The organism is Tardiphaga sp. 37S4, assembly GCF_021044645.1.
GTDB lineage: Bacteria > Pseudomonadota > Alphaproteobacteria > Rhizobiales > Xanthobacteraceae > Tardiphaga > Tardiphaga robiniae.
Map to the genome: position 1 here is coordinate 1,670,059 of NZ_CP088008.1, position 19,941 is coordinate 1,689,999.

At 62.7% G+C, this 19,941-nt stretch carries 18 protein-coding genes and 1 tRNA gene; 11 read left to right on the forward strand and 8 right to left on the reverse strand.

Going from position 1 to position 19,941, the window contains the following annotated elements:
• The first annotated feature begins 54 nt into the window (after positions 1-54).
• Genes LPB73_RS08110 through LPB73_RS08130 form a run of 5 tightly spaced genes read left to right on the forward strand, consistent with a single transcriptional unit; the run spans position 55 to position 4,612 of the window.
• On the forward strand, positions 55-1,062 hold the full coding sequence (locus tag LPB73_RS08110) for an ABC transporter substrate-binding protein (RefSeq protein ID WP_231080252.1): 1,008 nt from the start codon (positions 55-57) through the stop codon (positions 1,060-1,062).
• Positions 1,063-1,104: 42 nt separating this feature from the next.
• Positions 1,105-1,920, forward strand: coding sequence for an ABC transporter permease (locus LPB73_RS08115; protein WP_089264758.1), 816 nt, complete (start codon positions 1,105-1,107; stop codon positions 1,918-1,920).
• A 3-nt stretch (positions 1,921-1,923) separates the two neighbouring features.
• Positions 1,924-2,709 carry an ABC transporter permease gene (locus tag LPB73_RS08120; protein ID WP_231080253.1) on the forward strand — a complete coding sequence of 262 codons (786 nt, stop codon included), beginning with the start codon at positions 1,924-1,926 and terminating at the stop codon, positions 2,707-2,709.
• The gene (locus LPB73_RS08125) at positions 2,706-3,767 is read left to right on the forward strand and encodes an ABC transporter ATP-binding protein (protein WP_231080254.1); all 1,062 of its coding nucleotides are present in this window, start codon (positions 2,706-2,708) and stop codon (positions 3,765-3,767) included. The genes LPB73_RS08120 and LPB73_RS08125 overlap by 4 nt, the downstream gene beginning before the upstream one ends.
• On the forward strand, positions 3,767-4,612 hold the full coding sequence (locus tag LPB73_RS08130; RefSeq protein ID WP_231080255.1) for a phosphodiesterase: 846 nt from the start codon (positions 3,767-3,769) through the stop codon (positions 4,610-4,612). Before LPB73_RS08125 ends, LPB73_RS08130 begins: the two co-directional genes overlap by 1 nt.
• Before the next feature lies 1 nt (position 4,613).
• Here the strand turns inward: LPB73_RS08130 and LPB73_RS08135 are convergent, their stop codons facing one another.
• On the reverse strand, positions 4,614-6,092 hold the full coding sequence (locus tag LPB73_RS08135; protein WP_231080256.1) for a GH1 family beta-glucosidase: 1,479 nt from the start codon (positions 6,090-6,092) through the stop codon (positions 4,614-4,616).
• A gap of 31 nt (positions 6,093-6,123) precedes the next feature.
• Entirely contained in the window at positions 6,124-6,960 is an 837-nt protein-coding gene (locus LPB73_RS08140) for a siderophore-interacting protein (protein WP_231080257.1), read from the reverse strand.
• Between the two features lie 314 nt (positions 6,961-7,274).
• Between LPB73_RS08140 and LPB73_RS08145 the strand changes: the two genes are divergently transcribed.
• Complete coding sequence (locus LPB73_RS08145) at positions 7,275-8,096, forward strand: aspartate dehydrogenase (protein WP_231080258.1); 822 nt, start codon at positions 7,275-7,277, stop codon at positions 8,094-8,096.
• Positions 8,097-8,099: 3 nt separating this feature from the next.
• On the opposite strand, the gene LPB73_RS08150 is transcribed toward LPB73_RS08145, so the two are convergent.
• The 3 genes from LPB73_RS08150 to LPB73_RS08160 all read right to left on the reverse strand — a co-directional run bounded on the left by LPB73_RS08150 (position 8,100) and on the right by LPB73_RS08160 (position 10,654).
• A complete protein-coding gene (locus LPB73_RS08150; RefSeq protein WP_231080259.1) occupies positions 8,100-8,774 on the reverse strand; it encodes a peptidoglycan recognition protein family protein in 675 nt (224 codons plus the stop codon).
• A gap of 122 nt (positions 8,775-8,896) precedes the next feature.
• On the reverse strand, positions 8,897-9,712 hold the full coding sequence (locus LPB73_RS08155; protein ID WP_374725652.1) for a MetQ/NlpA family ABC transporter substrate-binding protein: 816 nt from the start codon (positions 9,710-9,712) through the stop codon (positions 8,897-8,899).
• Positions 9,713-9,745: 33 nt separating this feature from the next.
• Complete coding sequence (locus LPB73_RS08160) at positions 9,746-10,654, reverse strand: aliphatic sulfonate ABC transporter substrate-binding protein (protein WP_231081107.1); 909 nt, start codon at positions 10,652-10,654, stop codon at positions 9,746-9,748.
• A 423-nt stretch (positions 10,655-11,077) separates the two neighbouring features.
• Between LPB73_RS08160 and LPB73_RS08165 the strand changes: the two genes are divergently transcribed.
• The 5 genes from LPB73_RS08165 (at position 11,078) to LPB73_RS08185 (ending at position 16,091) form a co-directional block, all read left to right on the forward strand.
• Positions 11,078-12,040 carry an aliphatic sulfonate ABC transporter substrate-binding protein gene (locus LPB73_RS08165; protein ID WP_231080260.1) on the forward strand — a complete coding sequence of 321 codons (963 nt, stop codon included), beginning with the start codon at positions 11,078-11,080 and terminating at the stop codon, positions 12,038-12,040.
• A 207-nt stretch (positions 12,041-12,247) separates the two neighbouring features.
• Complete coding sequence (locus LPB73_RS08170; protein ID WP_231080261.1) at positions 12,248-13,369, forward strand: methionine ABC transporter ATP-binding protein; 1,122 nt, start codon at positions 12,248-12,250, stop codon at positions 13,367-13,369.
• On the forward strand, positions 13,359-14,024 hold the full coding sequence (locus tag LPB73_RS08175; RefSeq protein WP_068732062.1) for a methionine ABC transporter permease: 666 nt from the start codon (positions 13,359-13,361) through the stop codon (positions 14,022-14,024). The genes LPB73_RS08170 and LPB73_RS08175 overlap by 11 nt, the downstream gene beginning before the upstream one ends.
• Positions 14,025-14,070: 46 nt before the next feature.
• Positions 14,071-14,865 carry a MetQ/NlpA family ABC transporter substrate-binding protein gene (locus tag LPB73_RS08180; RefSeq protein WP_414716875.1) on the forward strand — a complete coding sequence of 265 codons (795 nt, stop codon included), beginning with the start codon at positions 14,071-14,073 and terminating at the stop codon, positions 14,863-14,865.
• 1,152 nt (positions 14,866-16,017) lie between these two features.
• A tRNA-Gly gene (locus tag LPB73_RS08185) sits at positions 16,018-16,091 on the forward strand.
• A gap of 265 nt (positions 16,092-16,356) precedes the next feature.
• Here the strand turns inward: LPB73_RS08185 and LPB73_RS08190 are convergent.
• The 3 genes from LPB73_RS08190 to LPB73_RS08200 all read right to left on the reverse strand — a co-directional run bounded on the left by LPB73_RS08190 (position 16,357) and on the right by LPB73_RS08200 (position 19,932).
• Positions 16,357-16,773 carry an ester cyclase gene (locus LPB73_RS08190; RefSeq protein ID WP_231080263.1) on the reverse strand — a complete coding sequence of 139 codons (417 nt, stop codon included), beginning with the start codon at positions 16,771-16,773 and terminating at the stop codon, positions 16,357-16,359.
• 71 nt (positions 16,774-16,844) lie between these two features.
• Positions 16,845-17,681, reverse strand: coding sequence for an SDR family oxidoreductase (locus LPB73_RS08195; RefSeq protein ID WP_231080264.1), 837 nt, complete (start codon positions 17,679-17,681; stop codon positions 16,845-16,847).
• A 1-nt stretch (position 17,682) separates the two neighbouring features.
• Positions 17,683-19,932, reverse strand: coding sequence for a xanthine dehydrogenase family protein molybdopterin-binding subunit (locus tag LPB73_RS08200; protein WP_231080265.1), 2,250 nt, complete (start codon positions 19,930-19,932; stop codon positions 17,683-17,685).
• Positions 19,933-19,941 lie beyond the last annotated feature (9 nt).

Consider the following 19,941-nt stretch of genomic DNA (forward strand, 5'->3'; position numbering starts at 1 on the left):
CTCAGACTTCTATGCGCCGGCCTTAAAGCCTGCGTCAGGATGGAGACGATCGCCGTGAAACCGTTCCGCTTGGTATTTGCTCTGTCCGCGCTGGCGCTCGCCGCCCTATCGCAGCCCGCCCGTGCTGCGGATGTCATCTGCTACAACTGTCCGCCGGAATGGGCCGACTGGGCGTCGATGATCAAGGCGGTGAAGACCGACCTCAGCATCGAGATGCCGCATGACAACAAGAATTCCGGCCAGGCGCTGGCTCAGATCCTCGCCGAGAAGGCCAATCCGGTTGGCGACATCGGCTATTTTGGCGTCACTTTCGGTATGAAGGCCAAGGCGCAGGATGCACTCGAACCCTACAAGCCCGCTGGCTGGGATCAGGTCGATGCCGGCCTGAAGGACTCCGAAGGCTACTGGACCACGATCCATTCCGGTACGCTCGGCTTCTTCGTCAACAAGGATGCCCTCGCTGGCAAGCCGGTGCCGAAGTGCTGGAAGGATCTCGCCAAGCCCGACTACAAGGGCATGGTCGGCTATCTCGATCCGACCTCGGCCGCCGTCGGCTATGTCGGCGCTGTTGCGGTCAATCTCGCGCTCGGCGGTTCGGACCAGAATTTCGATCCGGCCATCGCGTTCTTCAAGGAGCTGAAGAAGAACGACGCGATCGTGCCTAAGCAGACATCCTACGCACGGGTTGTATCCGGCGAAATGCCGATCCTGTTGGACTATGATTTCAATGCCTATCGCGCCAAGTATTCCGAGAAGGGCAGTTTCGAATTCGTCATTCCCTGCGAAGGCTCGGTCGTGTTTCCGTATGTGGTCGGTCTCGTGAAGAACGCGCCGCACAAGGACAAGGCCAAGAAGGTCATGGATTATCTGCTGTCCGACAAGGGTCAGGCGATCTGGACCAATGCTTACCTCCGTCCGGCCCGCAAGATTGAACTGCCGGAAGCCGTGAAGGCCAAGTTCCTGCCGGACAGCGAATATGCCCGCGCCAAGAGCGTGGACTGGGGCAAGATGGAGCTGGCGCAGAAAGGCTTCAGCGACCGCTATCTCGCCGAAGTCCGTTGATGCACAATGGTGCCCCGGCGGGGGCAGGGGCACCATAATTTCATGTCGCATCGTAATTTCATCTGGATCTGCCTGCTGCCGCTCGTGGTGGTGACAGCAGCCTTCTTCCTCTTGCCGATGGCGCAATTGCTCGCCGTCGGTGCCGGTGGATCGCGCGGCGTGTCCGCCTATCTCGCGATCATCACCGAGCCGCGCTATCGCGCCACGCTGATCAATACGGTCGTACTCGCTGCGGCGACGACCGTCGCCACGCTGGTGATTGCCACCATCGCCGGCCTCTTTCTGCAGCGTCATCGGTTTCCCGGCCGCGCCGTGCTGATCGCGATGCTGACATTCCCGCTGGCATTTCCCGGGGTCGTGGTCGGCTTCCTGATCATTCTGCTGGCCGGACGTCAGGGTCTGATCGGTGCCATCACCGCCGCGGTGACGGGCGAGAAAGTCGTGTTCGCTTATTCGATTTTCGGTCTGTTTCTCGGCTATCTCTATTTCTCGATCCCGCGCGTAATCCTCACGGTGATGGCCGCGGTGCAGAAGCTCGATATCGGGCTGGAGGAGGCGGCGCGTTCACTCGGTGCGAGCCCGTGGGCGGTCCAGCGCGATGTCGTGCTGCCGGCGCTCGGGCCGGCTTTCGTCGCCTCGGGCGCGATTGCCTTCGCGACGGCGATGGGTGCGTTCGGCACGGCCTTCACGCTTGCGACCAATATCGATGTGCTGCCGATGCTGATCTATACCGAGTTCACATTGGCGGCGAATTTTGCGATCTCGGCGGCGCTGTCGATCGGACTCGGCGTGATCGCCTGGGCAATCCTCGCGCTGGCCCGCTCAATGAGCGGCGGCGCTGTCGCGGCGGCGGGGTAAGCCATGCGCGACCGCCTCATCTTCGCCGGCCAGCTCGGATTTACACTGCTCGTTGCGGCGTTTCTCGTCGTGCCCGTTGTGTTGTCGATTTCCGCCGGCGTCACCGTCAACTACTTTCGCGGCATCCAGTCGGGCGTCACGCTGCAATGGGTGGTGCAGGTCTGGAACCTCTATGCCGGTGAAATCGGGCTGTCGTTTCTGATCGCCTTCGCGACACTGGCGGTGACGTTGGTTGTCGGCGTGCCCGCGGCTTATGGGTTACACGTGAAGGGCGGTAGGTTGTCGCGCGTGATCGAGGAGATCATCACGCTGCCGCTGGCAATCCCTGGCCTGGCCATCGCGCTGGCGCTGCTGCTCACCTATGGCGGCTTCGGTGGCTTCAGGCAGTCGTGGGTCTTCATCCTCACTGGCCACGTGATCTTCACCATGCCCTTCATGGTGCGCTCGGTGATGGCGGTGTTCGCTTCGGTGGACATCAAGACACTGGACGAGGGCGCTGCCTCGCTCGGCGCCTCGCCATGGACGCGGTTTTGCAATGTCATCGTGCCGAACGCCATGCCCGGCATTCTCGCCGGATCGCTGATGGTGGTGACGCTGTCGCTCGGCGAATTCAACCTGACCTGGATGCTGCACACGCCGCTCACCAAGACGCTGCCGGTCGGCCTCGCCGACAGTTACGCGTCGATGCGGCTCGAAGTGGCATCGGCCTACACACTGATTTTTTTCATCATGATTGTGCCTCTTCTGGTGGCGATGCAGATGTTTGCCGAGAAGGGCGAAAAGAAATGAGCGGGATCGCAGGCCACGGCGCGGCCGTCCATATCCAGAACTGCGGCAAGACCTTTCCGGACGATACGCAGGCTCTGGCGCCGGCTTCGCTGGATATCGTTAGTGGTGAGACGCTGGTGCTGCTCGGCCCTTCCGGTTGCGGCAAGACCACCATGCTGCGGATCATCGCCGGGCTGGAGACGCCTGATGCGGGTGGCCGTGTGTTGTTCGACAAGACCGACATCACCGCGGTGCCAATTGAGCAGCGCCATGTCGGCATGGTGTTCCAGTCCTATGCGCTGTTTCCCAACATGACCGTGGCCGAGAATATCGGCTACGGGCTGAAGATTCGCGGCGTCGACAAGGCCGCGCGCGCGGCGCGTGTCGCCGAGATGGTGACGCTGACCAATATCGGCGGGCTAGAAAACCGCCGGATCGATCAATTGTCTGGCGGCCAGCGTCAGCGCGTCGCGCTGGCGCGTGCGGTGGCCGTGCGCCCGCGCGTGCTGCTGCTGGACGAGCCGTTGACGGCGCTCGATGCGTCGCTACGCGACCGGCTGCGCAGTGAACTCAACAGCCTGCTACGCTCGCTCGGGATCACCGCGATCTATGTGACGCACGATCAGGCCGAAGCGATGGAGCTCGGCGACCGCATTGTGGTGATGCGCAAGGGCGCCATCGCGCAGATCGGCACGCCGCGGGAGATCTACTTTGCTCCCCAGAACCGCTTCGTCGCGGAATTCGTCGGTGCAGCCAATATCGTCGAGGGGCCGGTGAGCGGCGGTCGATTGATGCTGCCCGGAGGCTGGTTGGCGCTCAATAATGCCGCCGACAACGCTGCGGCAGCGGCGATGATCCGGCCGGAGACCATCGGAATTGTCGCCGAGGCGGACGCCTTCCTGCGCGGCATGGTCGAAAGCGTCGCCTTTATCGGTGATCGCCAGCGCCTCGTGGTGACGGGTGCGGCGAACAAGCCGTTGACGGTGGACGCGCCGAACACCATCAATGTGCGTGCAGGGGAGCGCGTCGGCCTGTCGGTCACGCCTCAAGCGGTTCGCGTGTTGCCGAAAGAAGACTGATGTCGAAGCTCAAGCCCACCATCATCGCGCAGATCTCCGATCTGCATATCAAGGCGCCGGGCGAACTGGCCTATGGCAAGGTCGACACGGCGTGGGCGCTGGAGCGCTGCGTCGCCGAGCTGAACGCACTCGATCCGCGGCCCGATCTCGTTGTCATCTCCGGCGATCTCGTGGATACGCCGACGCCGGGCGAATACGAGCATCTGTGGCGGCTGCTGGCGCCGCTCAAGATTCCGTTCATCGGCGTGCCCGGCAATCACGATGCCCGCGACATGATGCGCGCGGCATTTCCCGATTGGGCCTATGCCAAGTCGTCGGGCCCGCTCGATCAGGCGCGGACGGTTGGCCCGCTCGATATCATCCTGCTGGACTCGCATGTGCCGGGCAAGCCGCATGGCGCGCTGGAAGCGGCAACGCTGGCGTGGCTGGATGCCAAGCTGGCATCGTCGCGCGAGCGGCCGGCATTGTTGTTCCTGCATCATCCGCCGTTCCGCACTGGCATCACCCATATGGACGTGCAGGACCTGTTCAATGCGGATAAGCTCGCTACCATGGTCCGCAAGTATCCGCGCGTTAAGATCGTCGCCGCCGGCCACGTCCATCGCGCGACACTGACGACATTCGCCGGGACGGTTGCGACCATTTGCCCGGCGCCGAACCATGCGGTCGATCTCGACATCGCCGAATTGCGTCCGCCGTCCTTCCGCGTCGAACCGCCCGCTTTCCACCTGCATGTCTGGTTTCCGGATGGCGAGGAGGGCGGCCATCTGGTCACGCATCAGGTGCCGATCGGCGACTTCGACGGCCCGCATCCGTTCTTCGGCGCTGACGGGAAGTTGCTCTGAGCTAGACGAGCGCGTTGGCCGCGATCAGGCTGCGATAGAACTCCGCGCTGAGCTTCGGCATTCGTTTCTGCGTTTCGAAATCGACGTGATACAGCCCGAAGCGCTTTTCATAACCATCCGACCATTCGAAGTTATCCATCAGGCTCCAGTGGAAGTACCCTTTTACGGGGATGCCTTCCGACGTCGCGCGCTGCAGATGCGTGAGATAGTTCCTGAGATACATGACGCGGTCGAGGTCGTGGATCTTGCCGTCACCGGCCGGCCGGTCGGCGGCCGATGTACCGTTCTCGCTGATATAGATCTGCTTGACGTTCCAGACCTTGGCGACATTGCGCGGAGCCCAATACAGCGCTTCCGGCCCGATCCGCAGCCAGTCCGAATCCATGCGCGGGAACGAGGTCGGGAACGGCACCAGCGCGAAGCCGTGCTGATCGCCACTCGCTACCACATAATATTGCGGCATGTAGACGTTGAGACCGACGAAATCGACGGGGGAAGAAATGATCTTCAGTTCTTCGGCGGTGAAGCTCGGCGCATTCTTGCCGGCATAGGCGAGAAACGCATCGGTGTATCTGCCTTCGAGAATGACGGTCATGTAGCCGCCATTCATCTCGCGCGTTGCGACTTCGGCTGCGCGGATATTGGCGGGCGTCTCAATGGCCGGGACGCAGGATGCGACATTCTCGGCGAGGCCAACCTTGGTGTCGGCGCGTCCATTGGCGCGGATCGCCTGCACGGCCATGCCATGGCCCAGTGCGACGTGATGGCGAACCTGGTTGAGCTGCGGCTGTGGCAGCTTCAGGCCGGGCGCGAGCTCGACTGGGCCGTGGCCATAGCCGAAATCCACGAAGGTCCCGCATTCATTGATGGTGAAGATGTTTTTGACGCGGTCGGTGATGCGCTGCGCGACATGGCCGGCATAGTCGCCGAACGCCTTCGGCGTATCTGATGACGCCCAGCCGCCGACGCGATCCTGCAGCGCCTGCGGCAGATCCCAGTGATACAGCGTGGCGAATGGCTCGATCCCGTTGGCGAGCAACTCGTCGATGAGACGATTGTAGAAATCCAGCCCCTGCGGATTGGGCGTGCCCACGCCGGTCGGAAACACGCGCGACCATGAGATGGAGAAGCGATAGGCCTTCGCGCCCAACGCCTTCATTAGCTGGATGTCTTCCTTGTAGCGACGGAAATGATCCACCGCGTGGTCGCCGTTGCCGCCGCCGCGAATCTTGTTCGGCGTGTGCGAATAGCTGTCCCAGATTGAGGGGCCGCGGCCTTCGGCCGCGACGGCACCCTCGATCTGATAGGCCGACGTTGCGGTGCCCCAGACGAAATCCGCCGGAAAACGCCGGCCGTTGGCAAGCGCCGCCGGTGTGGCCGAGACTGTTTGAGCCTCAGCCTGCGCAGTCGGGACGGCGAGGCCGGCGGCGAGCGCGCCGGCCGCTCCGGCAAAATCGCGGCGCGTGAAACGATGGGACACCGGTACTCCCTGCTATCTGCAGATGTGACGATCAATCGTCATGCGGTTCATGATAGTTCTCTGCGCCGCCTTTCCAATAGCCAGACGCCTTGACCCACACCTTGGGATGCTGGCGCTCGTCGACGAGAATCCTGCGGAGGCGCTTGGCGACTTCGGATTCCGCGGCGATGAAGGCGTAGCCGTCGCCAACGGGAAGTTTGAGGCTGCGCAGGGCATCTTCCATCAGGGTGGTCGAACCGGCGCTCTGCTGGCCACGATGCAACCAGTTGATGGTGACGGAGGCCTTGGATGCGAAGATCTGCTCCTCGGCAGCATCGGCGACTTCCGCGATCACGATGGCCCGTGTGGCAGGACGCAGTTCTTCAAGTCGGCGGCCGATGGCGGGCAGGGCAGTTTCGTCGCCGATCAGCAGGTACCAGTCGAAGTCGTCCGGCACCACGAACGAGCCGCGCGGGCCGCCGATACCGACTTTATCGCCTGGCTTGGCTTGGGTGGCCCAGGTCGTGGCAGGCCCCGCATCATGAATGGCGAAATCGATGTCGAGCTCTTTCGCGGCTTCGTCATAGCGCCGCGGCGTGTAGTCCCGCGCGATTGGCCGCGCGCTCTCATCGACCAGCACGCGGCCTTCGCTGAAGGCGGGCATCAGGGGCTCGGCTTCGCCGGGGCGCGGGAAGAACACCTTGACGTGGTTGTCATAGGACGCGCTGACGAAGCCATCGAGGTCGTCGCCCGTGAGGGTGATGCGCTTCATATGCGGCGTCACCGACGTCACGCGCTTGACGGTCAGCAGGCGGCGTTTCAACTCGTGGCGAACGCGCGTGATGCGATGAAGGTCGTTGGAAATGGTGTCTGAAGATGTGTCGGTCATATGGATTCCCGGAGAATCCAGATCGGCCTGTTTGACACGATGTCGCGCAGGTCGAGCCTGGATCAGGTTCGATCGGCGCGTTGGTTCACGTTAACGCTTACGTGCGGCCTCGCCGAGACAGCAATCACGGCAGAGGTAGCGAAACGTCCTTTTACGTGCAAGCCCGGGATTGTCGCACGTGCTGCACGATGGCGTGAGGCCGGAAGCCTTCTAAACTGGCTGACGTCACCGCATGGACATTGCGGCCTTTCCGGGGGAGAACCGTTTCCGGATATGGCGGCGTGGCCCCGAAATCATTGGACGAGATAGACCTGATGAGCACTGAAGCAAAGTCTGCCACGCGCGTGGCCATTGTTGGCCTTGGCCCGATCGGCCGCAAGGTGGCGGAAGCCCTGGACCGCGGCATCGACGGTCTGGTTCTGGCGGCGGTCGCCGTGCAGAATCCGGAGAAGCATCAGGCGTTCCTGTCCGGTCTCGGCAAGGCGCCGCCGGTGCTGCCGATCGCGGATCTCGTGGATGTCGCCGATATCGTGATCGAATGTGCGCCGGCCAAGCTGCTGCCCGAGATCGTCAAGCCGTTCGTCAGCAAGGGCAAGACCGCGATTGTGCTGAGCGCTGGAGCGCTGTTGTTCAATGAGGATCTCGTTGCGCTGGCCAAGCAGAACGGCGGTCAGATCGTGGTGCCGACCGGGGCGCTGATCGGCCTCGACGCGGTGACGGCTGCAGCCGAGGGCAAGATCAACTCGGTCCGCATGGTAACGCGCAAGCCGGTGAAGGGCCTCGCCGGCGCGCCCTATATCGTCGAGAACAAGATCGACATCGAGAGCATCACCGAACCGATGAAGATTTTCGAGGGCACGGCGCGCGAAGCCGCCAAGGGCTTTCCCGCCAATCTCAACGTCGCCGTCGCGCTGTCGCTTGCAGGCGCGGGGCCTGATGCCACGACGCTGGAGATCTGGGCCGATCCGGCGCTGACCCGCAACGTCCATCGTGTCGAGGTGGATTCGGATTCCGCACGGTTCTCGATGCAGATTGAAAACATCCCGTCGGAGAACCCGAAGACCGGCCGCATCACCGCGCTGTCGGTAATCGCCTATCTGCGGAAGCAACGCGCGGCACTGCGCGTCGGGACGTAAGGCCTATTTGCCGCTTTCGACTTGATGCGCAGGGGCCATCTGCTGCGCAGTCTCGATTCCCTGGGTCCGGGCGATCCTGGCAAGCTCGCAGCCTTCGCAGTAGCGGCGATCCTTGTAGTCGATCCAGTTATGGGCGAAGACGCGCTCATTCGGGATGTCGTAGCGGGCCTGCAGCACGCGGACGAGTACGCGCCAGGCTGCGATCTGCGCGTCAGTCGGCGGCTTGCGGACATTGGGGTAGTTGCCGACGAACTCGACCCCGATCGATGAGTCATTGTCGATCTGCTGATAGGTCCCGCTGTTGTCGATATACTTGTTGTCGTTGCGGTTGCCGCGGTTGAGATGGTTCGGCACCGCCCATTCGGGCGTCGACCAGTAAACCGTGCCGTCGGTCTCGATCCAGATGGCGACGCCGCGACGATCGGGTTTCTGCATCTGCGCGACAGCGTTACGCCAGGCGGAGCCGACCGCGCCTTCCGACTGATGCACCACGATGTTGCGCCATTCACGGGCGTGGCGGAGATCGGTCCATGGCCTCAGCCAGACCATGTTGAGGCCGGGAATGTCGGGGGTGCCGCGGGAGCGGGCGGCGATCTCGAAGCTTGACAGCGTCTGGGCGGTCGCCGGCGTGGCGATCGCGCACAAAGCCAGCAATACCCCGACGATCCGATCTCTCATGTCCCTCGTTTCCGAAGGCGTCTCATAACGCCTCCGGAAAGCGTAACCGAGCCGCGCTGGGAGTCAAATCCGCGGTTCGGTATGATTGTCGCGCTAGGACAGCCTGCGCGCGTAGGTTGCGCTCAGTTGAAGTATTCGGGCAGGGTGAAGCCGGCGTAGAACTTGTCGTTGCGGATCGCGGTCTTGAACGTGTCCGATTGATAGGCCGCAACGATGTCCTTCGCCCATGGCGCCTCGGCATTGCCCCGGCGGACGGCCACGACATTGGTGTAGGGCTTGGTCATCTTTTCCAGCGCGAAGGCCTCGGTCAGCTTCAGCCCGCTATAGATCGCGAAATTGCCCTGCACGGCGGCGAAGTCGGCATCGCCGAGGGCGCGCGGCGCCTGCGCGTTTTCCAGCGGCACGATCTTGATGCCCTTTGGATTCTTGATCACGTCGAGCTCGGTGACATCGACGGGGTTATTGTCCTTGATCTCGATCCAGCCGAGATCGCGCAGGATCCACAGCGCGCGCTGCAGATTCACGGGATCATTGGGCACCACCACGGTGGCGCCGGCCTTCACGGCATCGGACGTCTTGTGCTTGGTCGAATAGAGACCCATCGGCGGCGTCGGCACCGTGATGATGCCAGTGAGATCGGTCTTCTGGCGCTGGTTATAGCTGTCGAGGAACACCGTGTGCTGCATCACATTGGCGTCGATATCGTTCTTGAACACGGCGGTGTTGGCTTCCAGGCCCGTCGAGAACTCATAGTATTTGACGGTGTAGCCCTTCTTTTTCAGCTCGGGCTCGACGCCCTTCTTGAAGCCGTCGATATAGGGGCCGGGTACGAAACCGACCTTCAGTTCAGGCTTGGTGGCGGACTGCGCGTCGGCATGATCACCAAAGGAGACGAGTGCGAGCATCGCGGCGGCGATGGCGGAGAGGGCGGTCTTCATTGTCGTTGTCTTTCGGGGAATGTCAGAATGGGATTACTTCGGCGCCCAGATATTCACGTCGCTAGCATCGACCTTCACGGGGATCAGCTTTTCGTTGAAGAAGGCGTCGGCGATGATCTGCTGCTCGGACAGGCCGGCTTTGGTGACGGCGCCGACCTTGTAGGAGCGGTGGCTGTTGGCTTCCTCGACGGTGGCGGCGTCGATGCCCCACAGGCTTGAGAGGAGCTTGGCGGCTTCCTTCGGCTCGGCCTTGGCCCATTTGCCGGTTTCATCGAGCTTCTTGAAAATGACGTTCAGCACGTCACCGCGCTTGTCGGCATAGGCGGCCGAGGACAGATAGTAGCGCTTGTAGCTGGCGAGGCCGTTGCTGCCATCGGCGAGCACGCGCGCATTGCTCTGACGCTGCGCGCTGGTGAGGAACGGATCCCATGCCACCCAGGCATCGACATTGCCGCCGACGAAGGCGATGCGCCCGTCGGCCGGCGGCAGATAGGCAGGCGAGATATCCTTGAAGGTGAGGCCGGCTTTGCTCAGTGCGGCGAGCAGCAGGAAGTGGCTGCCGGCACCCTTGGTCACCGCGACCTTCTTGCCCTTGAGATCGGCGACCGTCTTGAGCGGCGATTCCGCCGGCACCACAATCGCCTGCGCGGCAGGCGAGGCGGCTTCCTCGGCGATGTAAGCGAGCTTGGCGCCGGCCGCCTGCGCGAATAGCGGCACGGTGTCGGCGACATCGGCGCCGAAATCGACATTGTTGGTGTTGATGGCCTCCAGCAACGGCAGGCCGCTGGTGAATTCATGCCAGCTGATCTTCACGCCGAGCGGCGCGAGCGCCTTCTCCAATTCGCCATTGGTTTTCAGCACGGCGATCAGCGTCGACGATTTCTGATAGCCGATGCGCACCGTGTCCGGCGTCTGCGCGCAAGCGAATGAGACCGACAGCATGGAGGCTACGGCGGCCAGTTGCAGCGCCCGGGTGCGCCGGAACACGAAGCGTTCGATGAAGCGGGCGATGTGAATCGGAAGCATGTTGGGGCTGCTTTGCTGATGGTGTTTCGTGAGCAGCAAAGGTGCGAGAGCGGCGCGTTTCCGTCAATGAAATGGCCAACTGTAGTTCCGGGCGCGGCGATGCAGGCATGCTGCGATGGCCTTGTTGTGCAGCGGAAACGTTCTATGCATGCCTTCCGGGTGGCTCCGGAAGAGCAGGTTATTTCCCTGCGGCGGAGATGAAGCTGCTCCCGGAGCTGACCTTCGGATTGCAAAACTTGCAGACTGCCCGCGACCTTTGAAAGCACAATCTTCGCAATCGCGCGTAGCGTTTGACCATCACGCCCTTGCATCCCCCGGGCGCAAATGGAGCAACAGCGCATGTCCTATTCCCGACGATCTGTGGTCGCAGGTCTCTCCGCAGCACTGTTGCTGTCAGCCGGGCTCATCGCATCGCCAGCAACGGCGCAGGAGCTGAAGGAAATCCGCATCGGCTTTCAGAAAGCCGGCATCTTCCCGGCGGTGAAGCAGCGCGCGACGCTGGAGAAGGTGTTCAAGGAAAAGGGCATCAGCGTCCGATGGGTCGAATTCCAGTTCGGGCCGCCGATCCTCGAAGCGATCAACACCGGCAATGTCGACTTCGGCTATGCCGGCGACGCGCCGCCGATTTTCGCGCAGGCTGCGCGTGCCAATCTCGTCTATATCGCCGCCATCCCGTCGCGCGGCTACAATCAAGGCATCGTCGTTCCCGACAATTCGCCGATCAGGACGCTCGCCGATCTCAAGGGCAAGAAGGTCGGCTTCGGCAAGGGATCGAGCGCACATAACACCATCATCGCCGCGCTGGAGAAGGCCGGACTGACCTATGCGGATATCACGCCGGTCTATCTTGGCCCCGCCGACGCGGTGGCGGCATTCGCCGGTGGCAATATCGACGCGTGGTCGATCTGGGATCCGTATCTCGCGCTCGCCGAGGGCAAACAGGCGCGGGTGATTGCCTTCTCCAAGGATGTGCAGGATTCCATTTCGTTCTTTCTCGCCAACAAGGATTTCACCACCAGACACCCGGACATCGTCGCGCTGTTCAACAAGACCTTTGCCGATGAAGGAAAGTGGGCCGAGGCCAATCGGCCGGAGGTCGCAACGAAGCTTCAGGAGGCGACCGGTGTCGACAAGACCGCCACCACGCGCGCCGTCGAACGGTCGAACTACACGGTGGTGCCGATCAATGACCGGATCATTGCCACCCAGCAGGAAACGGCGGATCGCTTCCACAAGCTCGGCCTGATCCCCAAGGCGATCAACGTGAAGGACATCGTCTGGACCTGGGCCCCGGGCTCCTGATCTCCCGAAAACTCGCCGGGAGACGATTAGCGCTGTCACCAGCCGTCTCCCGGCACTCTTTTACTCCCGCAGGCCATTGAAACCGCTGGATTTTCCTCATTTGTGCGGTGCGGTTGAAATGTTGCCCGAAATCAGTAGGTTGCAGCCACGGCGCCCGCGACACGCAGGCCGGCCCCGTGCTTCACAACTGCGCAGAAACGTCATTCAATGAACGCTCCCCTGTCCAAGCCGACCGGAGCGCCCGTGCCAGTTCTCGATCCGCAAGATCCTGGCCAACAAGGGCGTGCCATCATCTCCTTCGATGGCGTCAGCAAGATCTTCCCGTCGCGGAAGGATTCCGCCGAGGTGAAGGCGGTCGACGCTATCGACCTCGTGGTGCCCGAAGGCGCCATTGTCGGCGTGATCGGCAAGAGCGGCGCCGGCAAGTCGACGCTCATCCGCCTGATCAACGGGCTCGAGCAGCCGACCCATGGCAAGGTCACCGTCGACGGCCTCGACATCGGATCGCTGGACGAGAAGGCGTTGCGTCAGGCGCGCCGCTCCATCGGCATGATCTTCCAGCATTTCAACCTGCTGTCGTCGCGCACCGCCTTCGACAATATCGCGCTGCCGCTGGAAATCGCCGGCACGCCGCGGAAAGACATCAAGGGAATCGTCGAGCCGTTGCTCGACATGGTCGGCCTCGCCGACAAGCGCGACCGCTATCCGGCCGAACTCTCCGGTGGCCAGAAGCAGCGCGTCGGCATCGCACGCGCGCTCGCTACCAAGCCGAAAGTGCTGCTGTCGGACGAGGCGACTTCCGCGCTCGATCCCGAGACCACCGCGCAGATCATCGCGCTGCTCAAGCAGATCAATGCCGATCTCAATCTCACCATCCTCTTCATCACCCATGAAATGTCCGTGGTGAAGAAGCTGGCTCAGCGCGTCGCCGTGATGGAAGGTGGCCAGATCATCGAGCAGGGCACGACCTACGAAATCTTTTCCAAGCCGACCCATGCGACCACCAAGCGTTTCGTCGGCGAAGTCACCGGCGGCAATGTGCCGGAATGGCTGCAAAGCAAGCTGCTGGCCGACTACGCACCGGGCCGGCAGGCGGTCATCCGCATCGCCTTCACCGGCGCCGATGCCGATGAGCCCGTACTCTCCAGGCTCACGCGCGCTTATGGCGTCGATTTCAACATCATGCATGGCCAGATCGAATATGTCGCCGACCATCCGTTCGGCACGCTGATCGCCTCCGTCGCGGCCGAGCCGGAATTGCAGGCGAAACTGATCGCCGATCTCACCGCGACCCGCAACACCGTGGAGCATCTCGGCTATGTCGCCTGAACTGATCAACATGATCCTGTGGTCGACGCTGGACACGCTCACCATGGTGGCGCTGGCCGGCATCTTCGGCACGCTGGCAGGACTGCCGCTCGGCATCTTCCTCGCGACCAGCCGCGCCGGTGAGCTGTTCCCGGCGCCGAACGTCAATCGGCTGCTTGGCCTCGTCGTCAATGCCACGCGCTCGACGCCCTTCATCATTCTCGTCGTCGCCATCGTGCCGCTGACGCGGCTGATCGCCGGCACCTCCATCGGCACCAGCGCCGCCGTGGTGCCGCTGACCATCGCCGCGACGCCGTTCATTGCGCGCGTCATCGAAGGCGCGATCCGCGAAGTCGATCAGGGCCTCGTCGAAGCCGCGCGCGCCTTTGGCGCGAGCCCACTGCAGATCGTCTGGAAGGTGCTGCTGCCCGAAGCGATGCCTGCGGTGACGCTCGCGCTCACGCTCGCGACTGTCAGCCTGATCGGCTATTCGGCCATGGTCGGCGCCGTCGGCGGCGGCGGACTCGGCGATCTCGGCATCCGCTACGGCTATCAGCGCTTCATGCCGGAAGTCATGGCGACGGTCGTCGCCGTGCTGATCTGCCTCGTGCAGGGCGTGCAGAGCCTTGGCGACTTCATCTCGCGCCGCCTCGACAAGCGCACGCGACATTCCTGAAACGGTCGCTCGCGTCAGCGGGCCCGCTCACACTCGTTTACTCACAATGGAAAACACAATGTCTCTTCGTCGTTACTTTCTCTCCATCCTCGCTTTCGCCGCGCTCACCGGCGCTGCGTCAGCCGAGACCATCAAGGTCGGCGTGACTCCCGGTCCACATGCGCAGGTGCTGGAAGCCGCCAAGGCCGTCGCCGCCAAGAAGGGCCTCGACATCCAGATCGTCGAGTTCTCCGATTACGTGGTGCCGAATGCGGCGCTGGAAGCCGGCGACCTGCAGGCCAACTCGTTCCAGCATCAGCCCTATCTCGACAACCAGGTCGCTGACCGCAAATACAAGATCGTCGCTGTCGGCAACACCATCAACTTCCCGATGGGCATCTATTCGAAGAAGGTGAAGACCTGGGACGAGGTCAAGTCAGGCGCCACGCTGGCGATTCCGAACGATCCGACCAATGGCGGCCGCGTGCTGATCCTGCTGCGCGACAAGGGCATCATCAAGCTGAAGGACGGCGTCGGCTTCAAGCCGACCTTGCTCGACATCACCGACAATCCGAAGAAGCTGAAGATCACCGAAGTCGATGCCGCGCAGCTGCCGCGCACGCTGCCTGACGTCGACGTCGCAGGGATCAACACCAATTACGCCACCCAGGCCGGCCTCGATCCCGTGAAGGACGCGATCCTGCGCGAGGACCCGAAGGGTCCTTACGCCAACATCATCGCCGTGCGTGCCGTGGACAAGGACAAGCCCTGGGTGAAGACGCTGGTGGAAAGCTATCAGTCGCCCGAGGTGAAGGCGTTCATCGACGAGAAGTTCAAGGGCTCGGTGCTCGCGACCTGGTAAAGGCAGCGAGCGCTTCGGCGAGCAGGCGAGGCGTTCTTTCTTTTCCCTCCCCCTAGCGTGGCGCAGCCACGCGACGCGGGGAGGGTGGATCGATGCGAGCGTTCAGCGAGCATCGAGACGGGTGGGGTGTTTCCACAAGCGACGTACCGTGTGGTACCCCCACCCCGGCCTATCGGCCGACCCTCCCCGCCTAGCGAAGCTTCGCTTCGCGCGAGGGAGGGATATTTCTGGCGCCGTCGCGCCATCGCATCTCCAAAATTTCAAAGAGCCACACGTTCGCATTCTCGCGGCGCCAATGGCGTCCGAGCTATGAGCATTCCTTCGACCCTCTCCGAAAAGAGGGCGTGCGGAACGCCGGGTGCCCGATGCACCCTTGGGCCTGATGCGAATGCGGTCTTCCGCAAGGGGTATGCATCAGGACTTTCGGAAGCCCGAGCGATTGCCCGACGTTCCGCCTGCGGTGTTTTTTCGGTTGCTTGCACTTTGCCTCGACGAACGCTCCGATCGCGAATTAAAGTCCCAAGGCGATGGGAAGGGAGCCTCAAGCGAATAGGCCGGACGCGTTTCGATTTGGTCGTCCGTCACACTGTCCAGGGGTCTTTCCATCTCAAGGCGAGCCGTCTCCTTGCCAGTGGCAGTGCTGGCGCAGATCCGTCCTGCCCGAAGACAGACGTTCCCCATGAACCGCGTGACGCCGCATCTCCGGCGTCCACCGCATCCAGCCCCGCGAACGTGACGATCGCGCTCGCCCCTCTCATCGGGGCCGGACGATGGAGATAATAGTCCTTGTAGGGATATTGTCAACCGAGAGTAGGAAAAAATGTTTGGATGATGTTCTGCCGCCCCACACTCGTCATTCCGGGGCGTGGCCGGCACTTGCCGGACGCGAACCCGGAATCCCAGCATGGGAGTCTTCAACCCGCGCCAAACATGTCGAGATTCCGGGTTCGCACTACGCGGCTGCGCCGCTTCGTGCGCCCCGGAATGACAAAGAGGGTGGCCCGGCATCTGCGGCCGGCCTACAGCCGGACATCCCATTTCCACACGCCATCCCCTTGAAATCCAAACGCAATCTGCCGGTCGCAGCGGGCAGGGGACGTGACCTCACATGAGGTTGAGACCCGCCGCGTGACGTGTTACCTGATGCCGCGCGCGGGTATAGCTCAATGGTAGAGCAGCAGCCTTCCAAGCTGAATACGAGGGTTCGATTCCCTCTACCCGCTCCAAAAATGATTTAAAGGACTTAGCCAGGAGTTCTGAACTCCTATTCTGACGCCCTTCCGACATTTCAAGGCGTCACGGCTGCAGACTGTTCCTATTTGTGATGATCGTTTCCAATAAGCTCGGCTCGTGCCAGGCGTGGCGTTGCATTGTCATGCGCTGATGCGCCGGCGGATTTGCCCCGGCACTCTCCGAAATTCCGCCCCCGCTTCGATCATGCCTCGGGAACCGTACCCCTCGTACGCGATTGAAACGCATGCCGGCGGATGCCTATGTCGGCACTGCGCCGATCTGTTGCAGTAGCCCAAGGAGGTCCGGCTGCCCGTGCTCTTCGAGGATTTTGCCATTGGAAAAGCGATAGATGTTCATTGCCTTCACCTCGATTTTCTTTCCAGTGGCTGGAACGCCGTAGAAGGTACCTTTATGCGTGCCGCGCATAGTGAATCGTGCAGCGACCTTGTCGTCTTCTGCTATCGTTTCCTCTAGCGTCCACTGGATGTCCGGGAAGCCTCCCCGCATCATCCCGATAATTGCGAGATAGCCGGTGGGGCCGCGCATCGGATCGGCCCGTCCGGGAACATAGAATATTGCGTCCGGGGAAATCAGCTCTCCAGCCAACTCCTCGCTCGCGGTGTTGATGAATTGCGTGAAGCGCTGCATGAGCGCTTTATTCGATGCCGTCGTCATGGGTCGCCTTTCCAGGTTGCAATGATCTATGAGCTGAAAACGTCGTAGCCTATTCGACTCTTCTCGTGACTTCAGAACGTTCCGTCCGTCGATTTCGACAGGTCCTCGTATGCACGCAGTTCCTCGAGGCGTGCTTCGAGCGCCGGCTTGACCACTGCAAGGGCGTCGCTGCCGGCGACGAATTGCTTTGGCGGATTGTCCATGCCGGCGATTTTCACTAGGACGTCGCCGAGCTTGGCGGGGTCACCTTGCTGCGTGCCGTGATAGCCCGACCACATGGCTTCGGCTTTGCCCTCCGCTGCGTAGTCCTCGATGGAGTTGCTGGCATATTTGGCGTGGTGTGCATCGAGGAGGTCCGTCCGGACGAAGCCGGGTTCGACCGCCACGATCTTGATGCCGAACGGCTCGAGCTCGTGGGCCACCGATGCCGACAGGCCTTCGATCGCGAATTTTGCAGCGCTATAGGCCCCGCAGTGCTTGAATCCGACTATGCCTGCGAGGGAGCTGATGTTGATGATCCGGCCCGACCTCTGTTTGCGCATGACCGGAAGGACCGCGTGCATCACGTGCATCACGCCATAGAAATTGGTCGCCATCAGTTTTTCGATCTCGACGGTGCTCAGCTCCTCGAAATTTCCGAGCAGACTGTAGCCGGCATTGTTGACGAGAACGTCGATGCGTCCGAACGCCTCGATCGCCGCATCAACGGCAGGTTTCGCCTGTGCCTCATTGGCAACATCCAGGTGGACGAACGCGAGGCTGTCGCCCGCGACGTCGCCCAGCGCATTGCGGACCTTGTCGAGATTGCGGCTACTCGCGACGACGCGGTCTCCAGCCTTCAATGCCGCCCTGGCAGTGGCAGCGCCAATGCCGCTGCCTGCACCCGTGATGAACCAGACCTTGCTCATGTTAACTCTTGCTTTCGATGTTGAAGGGCAACTGACGCTGCGGCTTGCCGGTCAGCCGTGCGATGGCGTTGGCGAACGCGGGCGCCAGCGGTGGCAGACCGGGTTCGCCCATGCCGGTGGGCGGATCGGCGCTGGGCACGATGTGGACATCGAACTCAGGCACGTCGGAGATGCGCGTCACAGTGAAGTCGCTGAAATTGCCTTGCTCGACGACGCCGTCCTTGAGCGTGATAGCCGAACCCGGCAGGCACATCGACAGGCCCATGACCGCCGCACCCTGCAACTGCGCTTCCACGGTACGTGGATTGATGGCCAGATTGCAGTGAACGCCTGCGGTTACGCGATGCAGCACCGCGCGGCCGTCCCGCACCGAGGCTTCCACCACATAGGCCACGACAGTTTGGAAGGACTCGTGCACCGCCACACCAAAGGCACGACCGGCGGGCAGGCGCGTCTTGCCGTAGCCGCTCTTGTCGACTGCCAACTGCAGCGCGGCGCGGTGGCGCGGGTGCTTGTCGCCAAACAAATCCATTCGGTAGGCCACGGGGTCCTGGTCCGTGATGCGCGCGATCTCGTCGATCAAGGTCTCCATGACGAAGGCGGTGTGGGTGGAGCCCACGCTGCGCCACCACAGCACCGGCACGTTGAGCTTTGGGTGCTGCACGGTGAGGCGCATCGGCACCGGGTAAGGATCTCGCATACCCTCGGTCGCGGTGGCGTCTATGCCGTCCTTCACCTGGAAGCCGCCGAACACGGTGCCCGTGGTGATGGACTGGCCAACAATGACGTGGTCCCACGCCAGAACCTTGCCGCGTTCGTCGAAGCCGATGCGTGCGCGGTGCAAATGCATCGGGCGGTAGTAGCCGCCGCGCATGTCGTCTTCGCGGCTCCACAGCGTGCGCATTGGTGCGTTCAGGCCGGCCGCACGCGCGGCCTTCGCGATCTCGCAGGCCTCGACCACGAAGTCGCTGCTGCTCGCAAAACGCCGGCCGAAGCCGCCACCCGCCATCTGCACATGCACCGCCACCTGCTCGGGCTTGAGACCCAGTACGCGCGCGACCGCGGCGCCGTCGAGACCAGGACACTGGCTGCCGGTCCACACCTCGGCTCTGCCCTCGGAAAGCTGAACGGTGCAGTTCAGCGGCTCCATGGCCGCATGGGCGAGATACGGAAATACGAACTCCGCTTCCAGTTGCCGTGGCGCTGTATCAAGGGGCGCCATGTCGGCATCGAACTTGCGCGGACCCGGGCGCGTCGCCAGCTCGCGGTACTGGGCCAGTTGCCGTTCGCTATCTACCTTCTCGACGGCAGAAGTATCCCATTGCAGCTTAAGCACCTCGCGGCCCTGCGTGGCCTGCCAATATCCGTCGGCTACGACGGCAACGCCTTCGGCGCCACCATCCAGCGGCACGCGCAGTATGGCCTTCACACCCGTGACGGCGCGCGCCGCGCGCTCGTCCACTGAAGCCAGCCGCGCGCCGAACACTGGCGGGCGCGCGACCACGGCGGTCAACTGACCGGGCAGGCGAACGTCGATACCAAAATTCTGTTGCCCGCTGCTCTTGGCGCGCGCGTCGAGACGCGACGTCGGGCGGCCGATGATGCGGAATTCCTTCGGGTCTTTCAGCGTGATCTTCTCGGGTACCGGCTGAGCCATGGCGGCCTCGGCCAATTCACCGTAACCCAGCTTGCGGCCGTTCGGGCCCAGCACCGTGCCGGCCTGCGTGCGCAGCGTGGCGACGTCCACCTTCCAGCGCGCCGCTGCGGCACCGAGCAACATCGCGCGTGCGCGCGCGCCGAGTTCGCGATACTGCGTAAAACTGTTCTTGATCGAATTGGAACCGCCGGTGATGTGAATGCCGAAGCGCGGGTCGATATAGGCACCGTCATTCGAGCCATGCCGGCTGCGCACCAGACTCCAGTCGGCGTCGAGTTCTTCCGCCAGGATCATCGGCAATGCGGTCTGCACGCCCTGTCCGAACTCCAGCCGGTTGATCGTCACCGTCACTTCACCATTGGAAGCGATCTGCACGAAGGCCGACGGCTGTTCGGTCAGCTTGAGCGCGCTTGTCCCTTGGCTAGCCGCCTGAGCCATTACCAGGTGCGGAAAGGCGCCGAGCGCGAGCCCGCCGACGCCGGCCAGCTTCAGGAAACTGCGGCGCGGCAGCGTGACGGCTTCGTCGGTTTGACCGCGCGCTATCAGGCGCTGCGCGGCACGCGGCAGATCGGGATAGTCGATGTTGGGCAACATGGCGGCTCC

Coding starts and splice junctions, on each gene's coding strand:
- LPB73_RS08195 (WP_231080264.1), bottom strand. CDS start 17,681: ATGAGCAAGGTCTGGTTCATCACGGGTGCAGGCAGCGGCATTGGCGCT.
- LPB73_RS08155 (WP_374725652.1), bottom strand. CDS start 9,712: ATGAAGACCGCCCTCTCCGCCATCGCCGCCGCGATGCTCGCACTCGTC.
- LPB73_RS08165 (WP_231080260.1), top strand. CDS start 11,078: ATGTCCTATTCCCGACGATCTGTGGTCGCAGGTCTCTCCGCAGCACTG.
- LPB73_RS08175 (WP_068732062.1), top strand. CDS start 13,359: ATGTCGCCTGAACTGATCAACATGATCCTGTGGTCGACGCTGGACACG.
- LPB73_RS08150 (WP_231080259.1), bottom strand. CDS start 8,774: ATGAGAGATCGGATCGTCGGGGTATTGCTGGCTTTGTGCGCGATCGCC.
- LPB73_RS08200 (WP_231080265.1), bottom strand. CDS start 19,932: ATGTTGCCCAACATCGACTATCCCGATCTGCCGCGTGCCGCGCAGCGC.
- LPB73_RS08130 (WP_231080255.1), top strand. CDS start 3,767: ATGTCGAAGCTCAAGCCCACCATCATCGCGCAGATCTCCGATCTGCAT.
- LPB73_RS08140 (WP_231080257.1), bottom strand. CDS start 6,960: ATGACCGACACATCTTCAGACACCATTTCCAACGACCTTCATCGCATC.
- LPB73_RS08170 (WP_231080261.1), top strand. CDS start 12,248: ATGAACGCTCCCCTGTCCAAGCCGACCGGAGCGCCCGTGCCAGTTCTC.
- LPB73_RS08160 (WP_231081107.1), bottom strand. CDS start 10,654: ATGCTGTCGGTCTCATTCGCTTGCGCGCAGACGCCGGACACGGTGCGC.
- LPB73_RS08145 (WP_231080258.1), top strand. CDS start 7,275: ATGAGCACTGAAGCAAAGTCTGCCACGCGCGTGGCCATTGTTGGCCTT.
- LPB73_RS08180 (WP_414716875.1), top strand. CDS start 14,071: ATGGAAAACACAATGTCTCTTCGTCGTTACTTTCTCTCCATCCTCGCT.
- LPB73_RS08115 (WP_089264758.1), top strand. CDS start 1,105: ATGTCGCATCGTAATTTCATCTGGATCTGCCTGCTGCCGCTCGTGGTG.
- LPB73_RS08120 (WP_231080253.1), top strand. CDS start 1,924: ATGCGCGACCGCCTCATCTTCGCCGGCCAGCTCGGATTTACACTGCTC.
- LPB73_RS08125 (WP_231080254.1), top strand. CDS start 2,706: ATGAGCGGGATCGCAGGCCACGGCGCGGCCGTCCATATCCAGAACTGC.
- LPB73_RS08190 (WP_231080263.1), bottom strand. CDS start 16,773: ATGACGACGGCATCGAATAAAGCGCTCATGCAGCGCTTCACGCAATTC.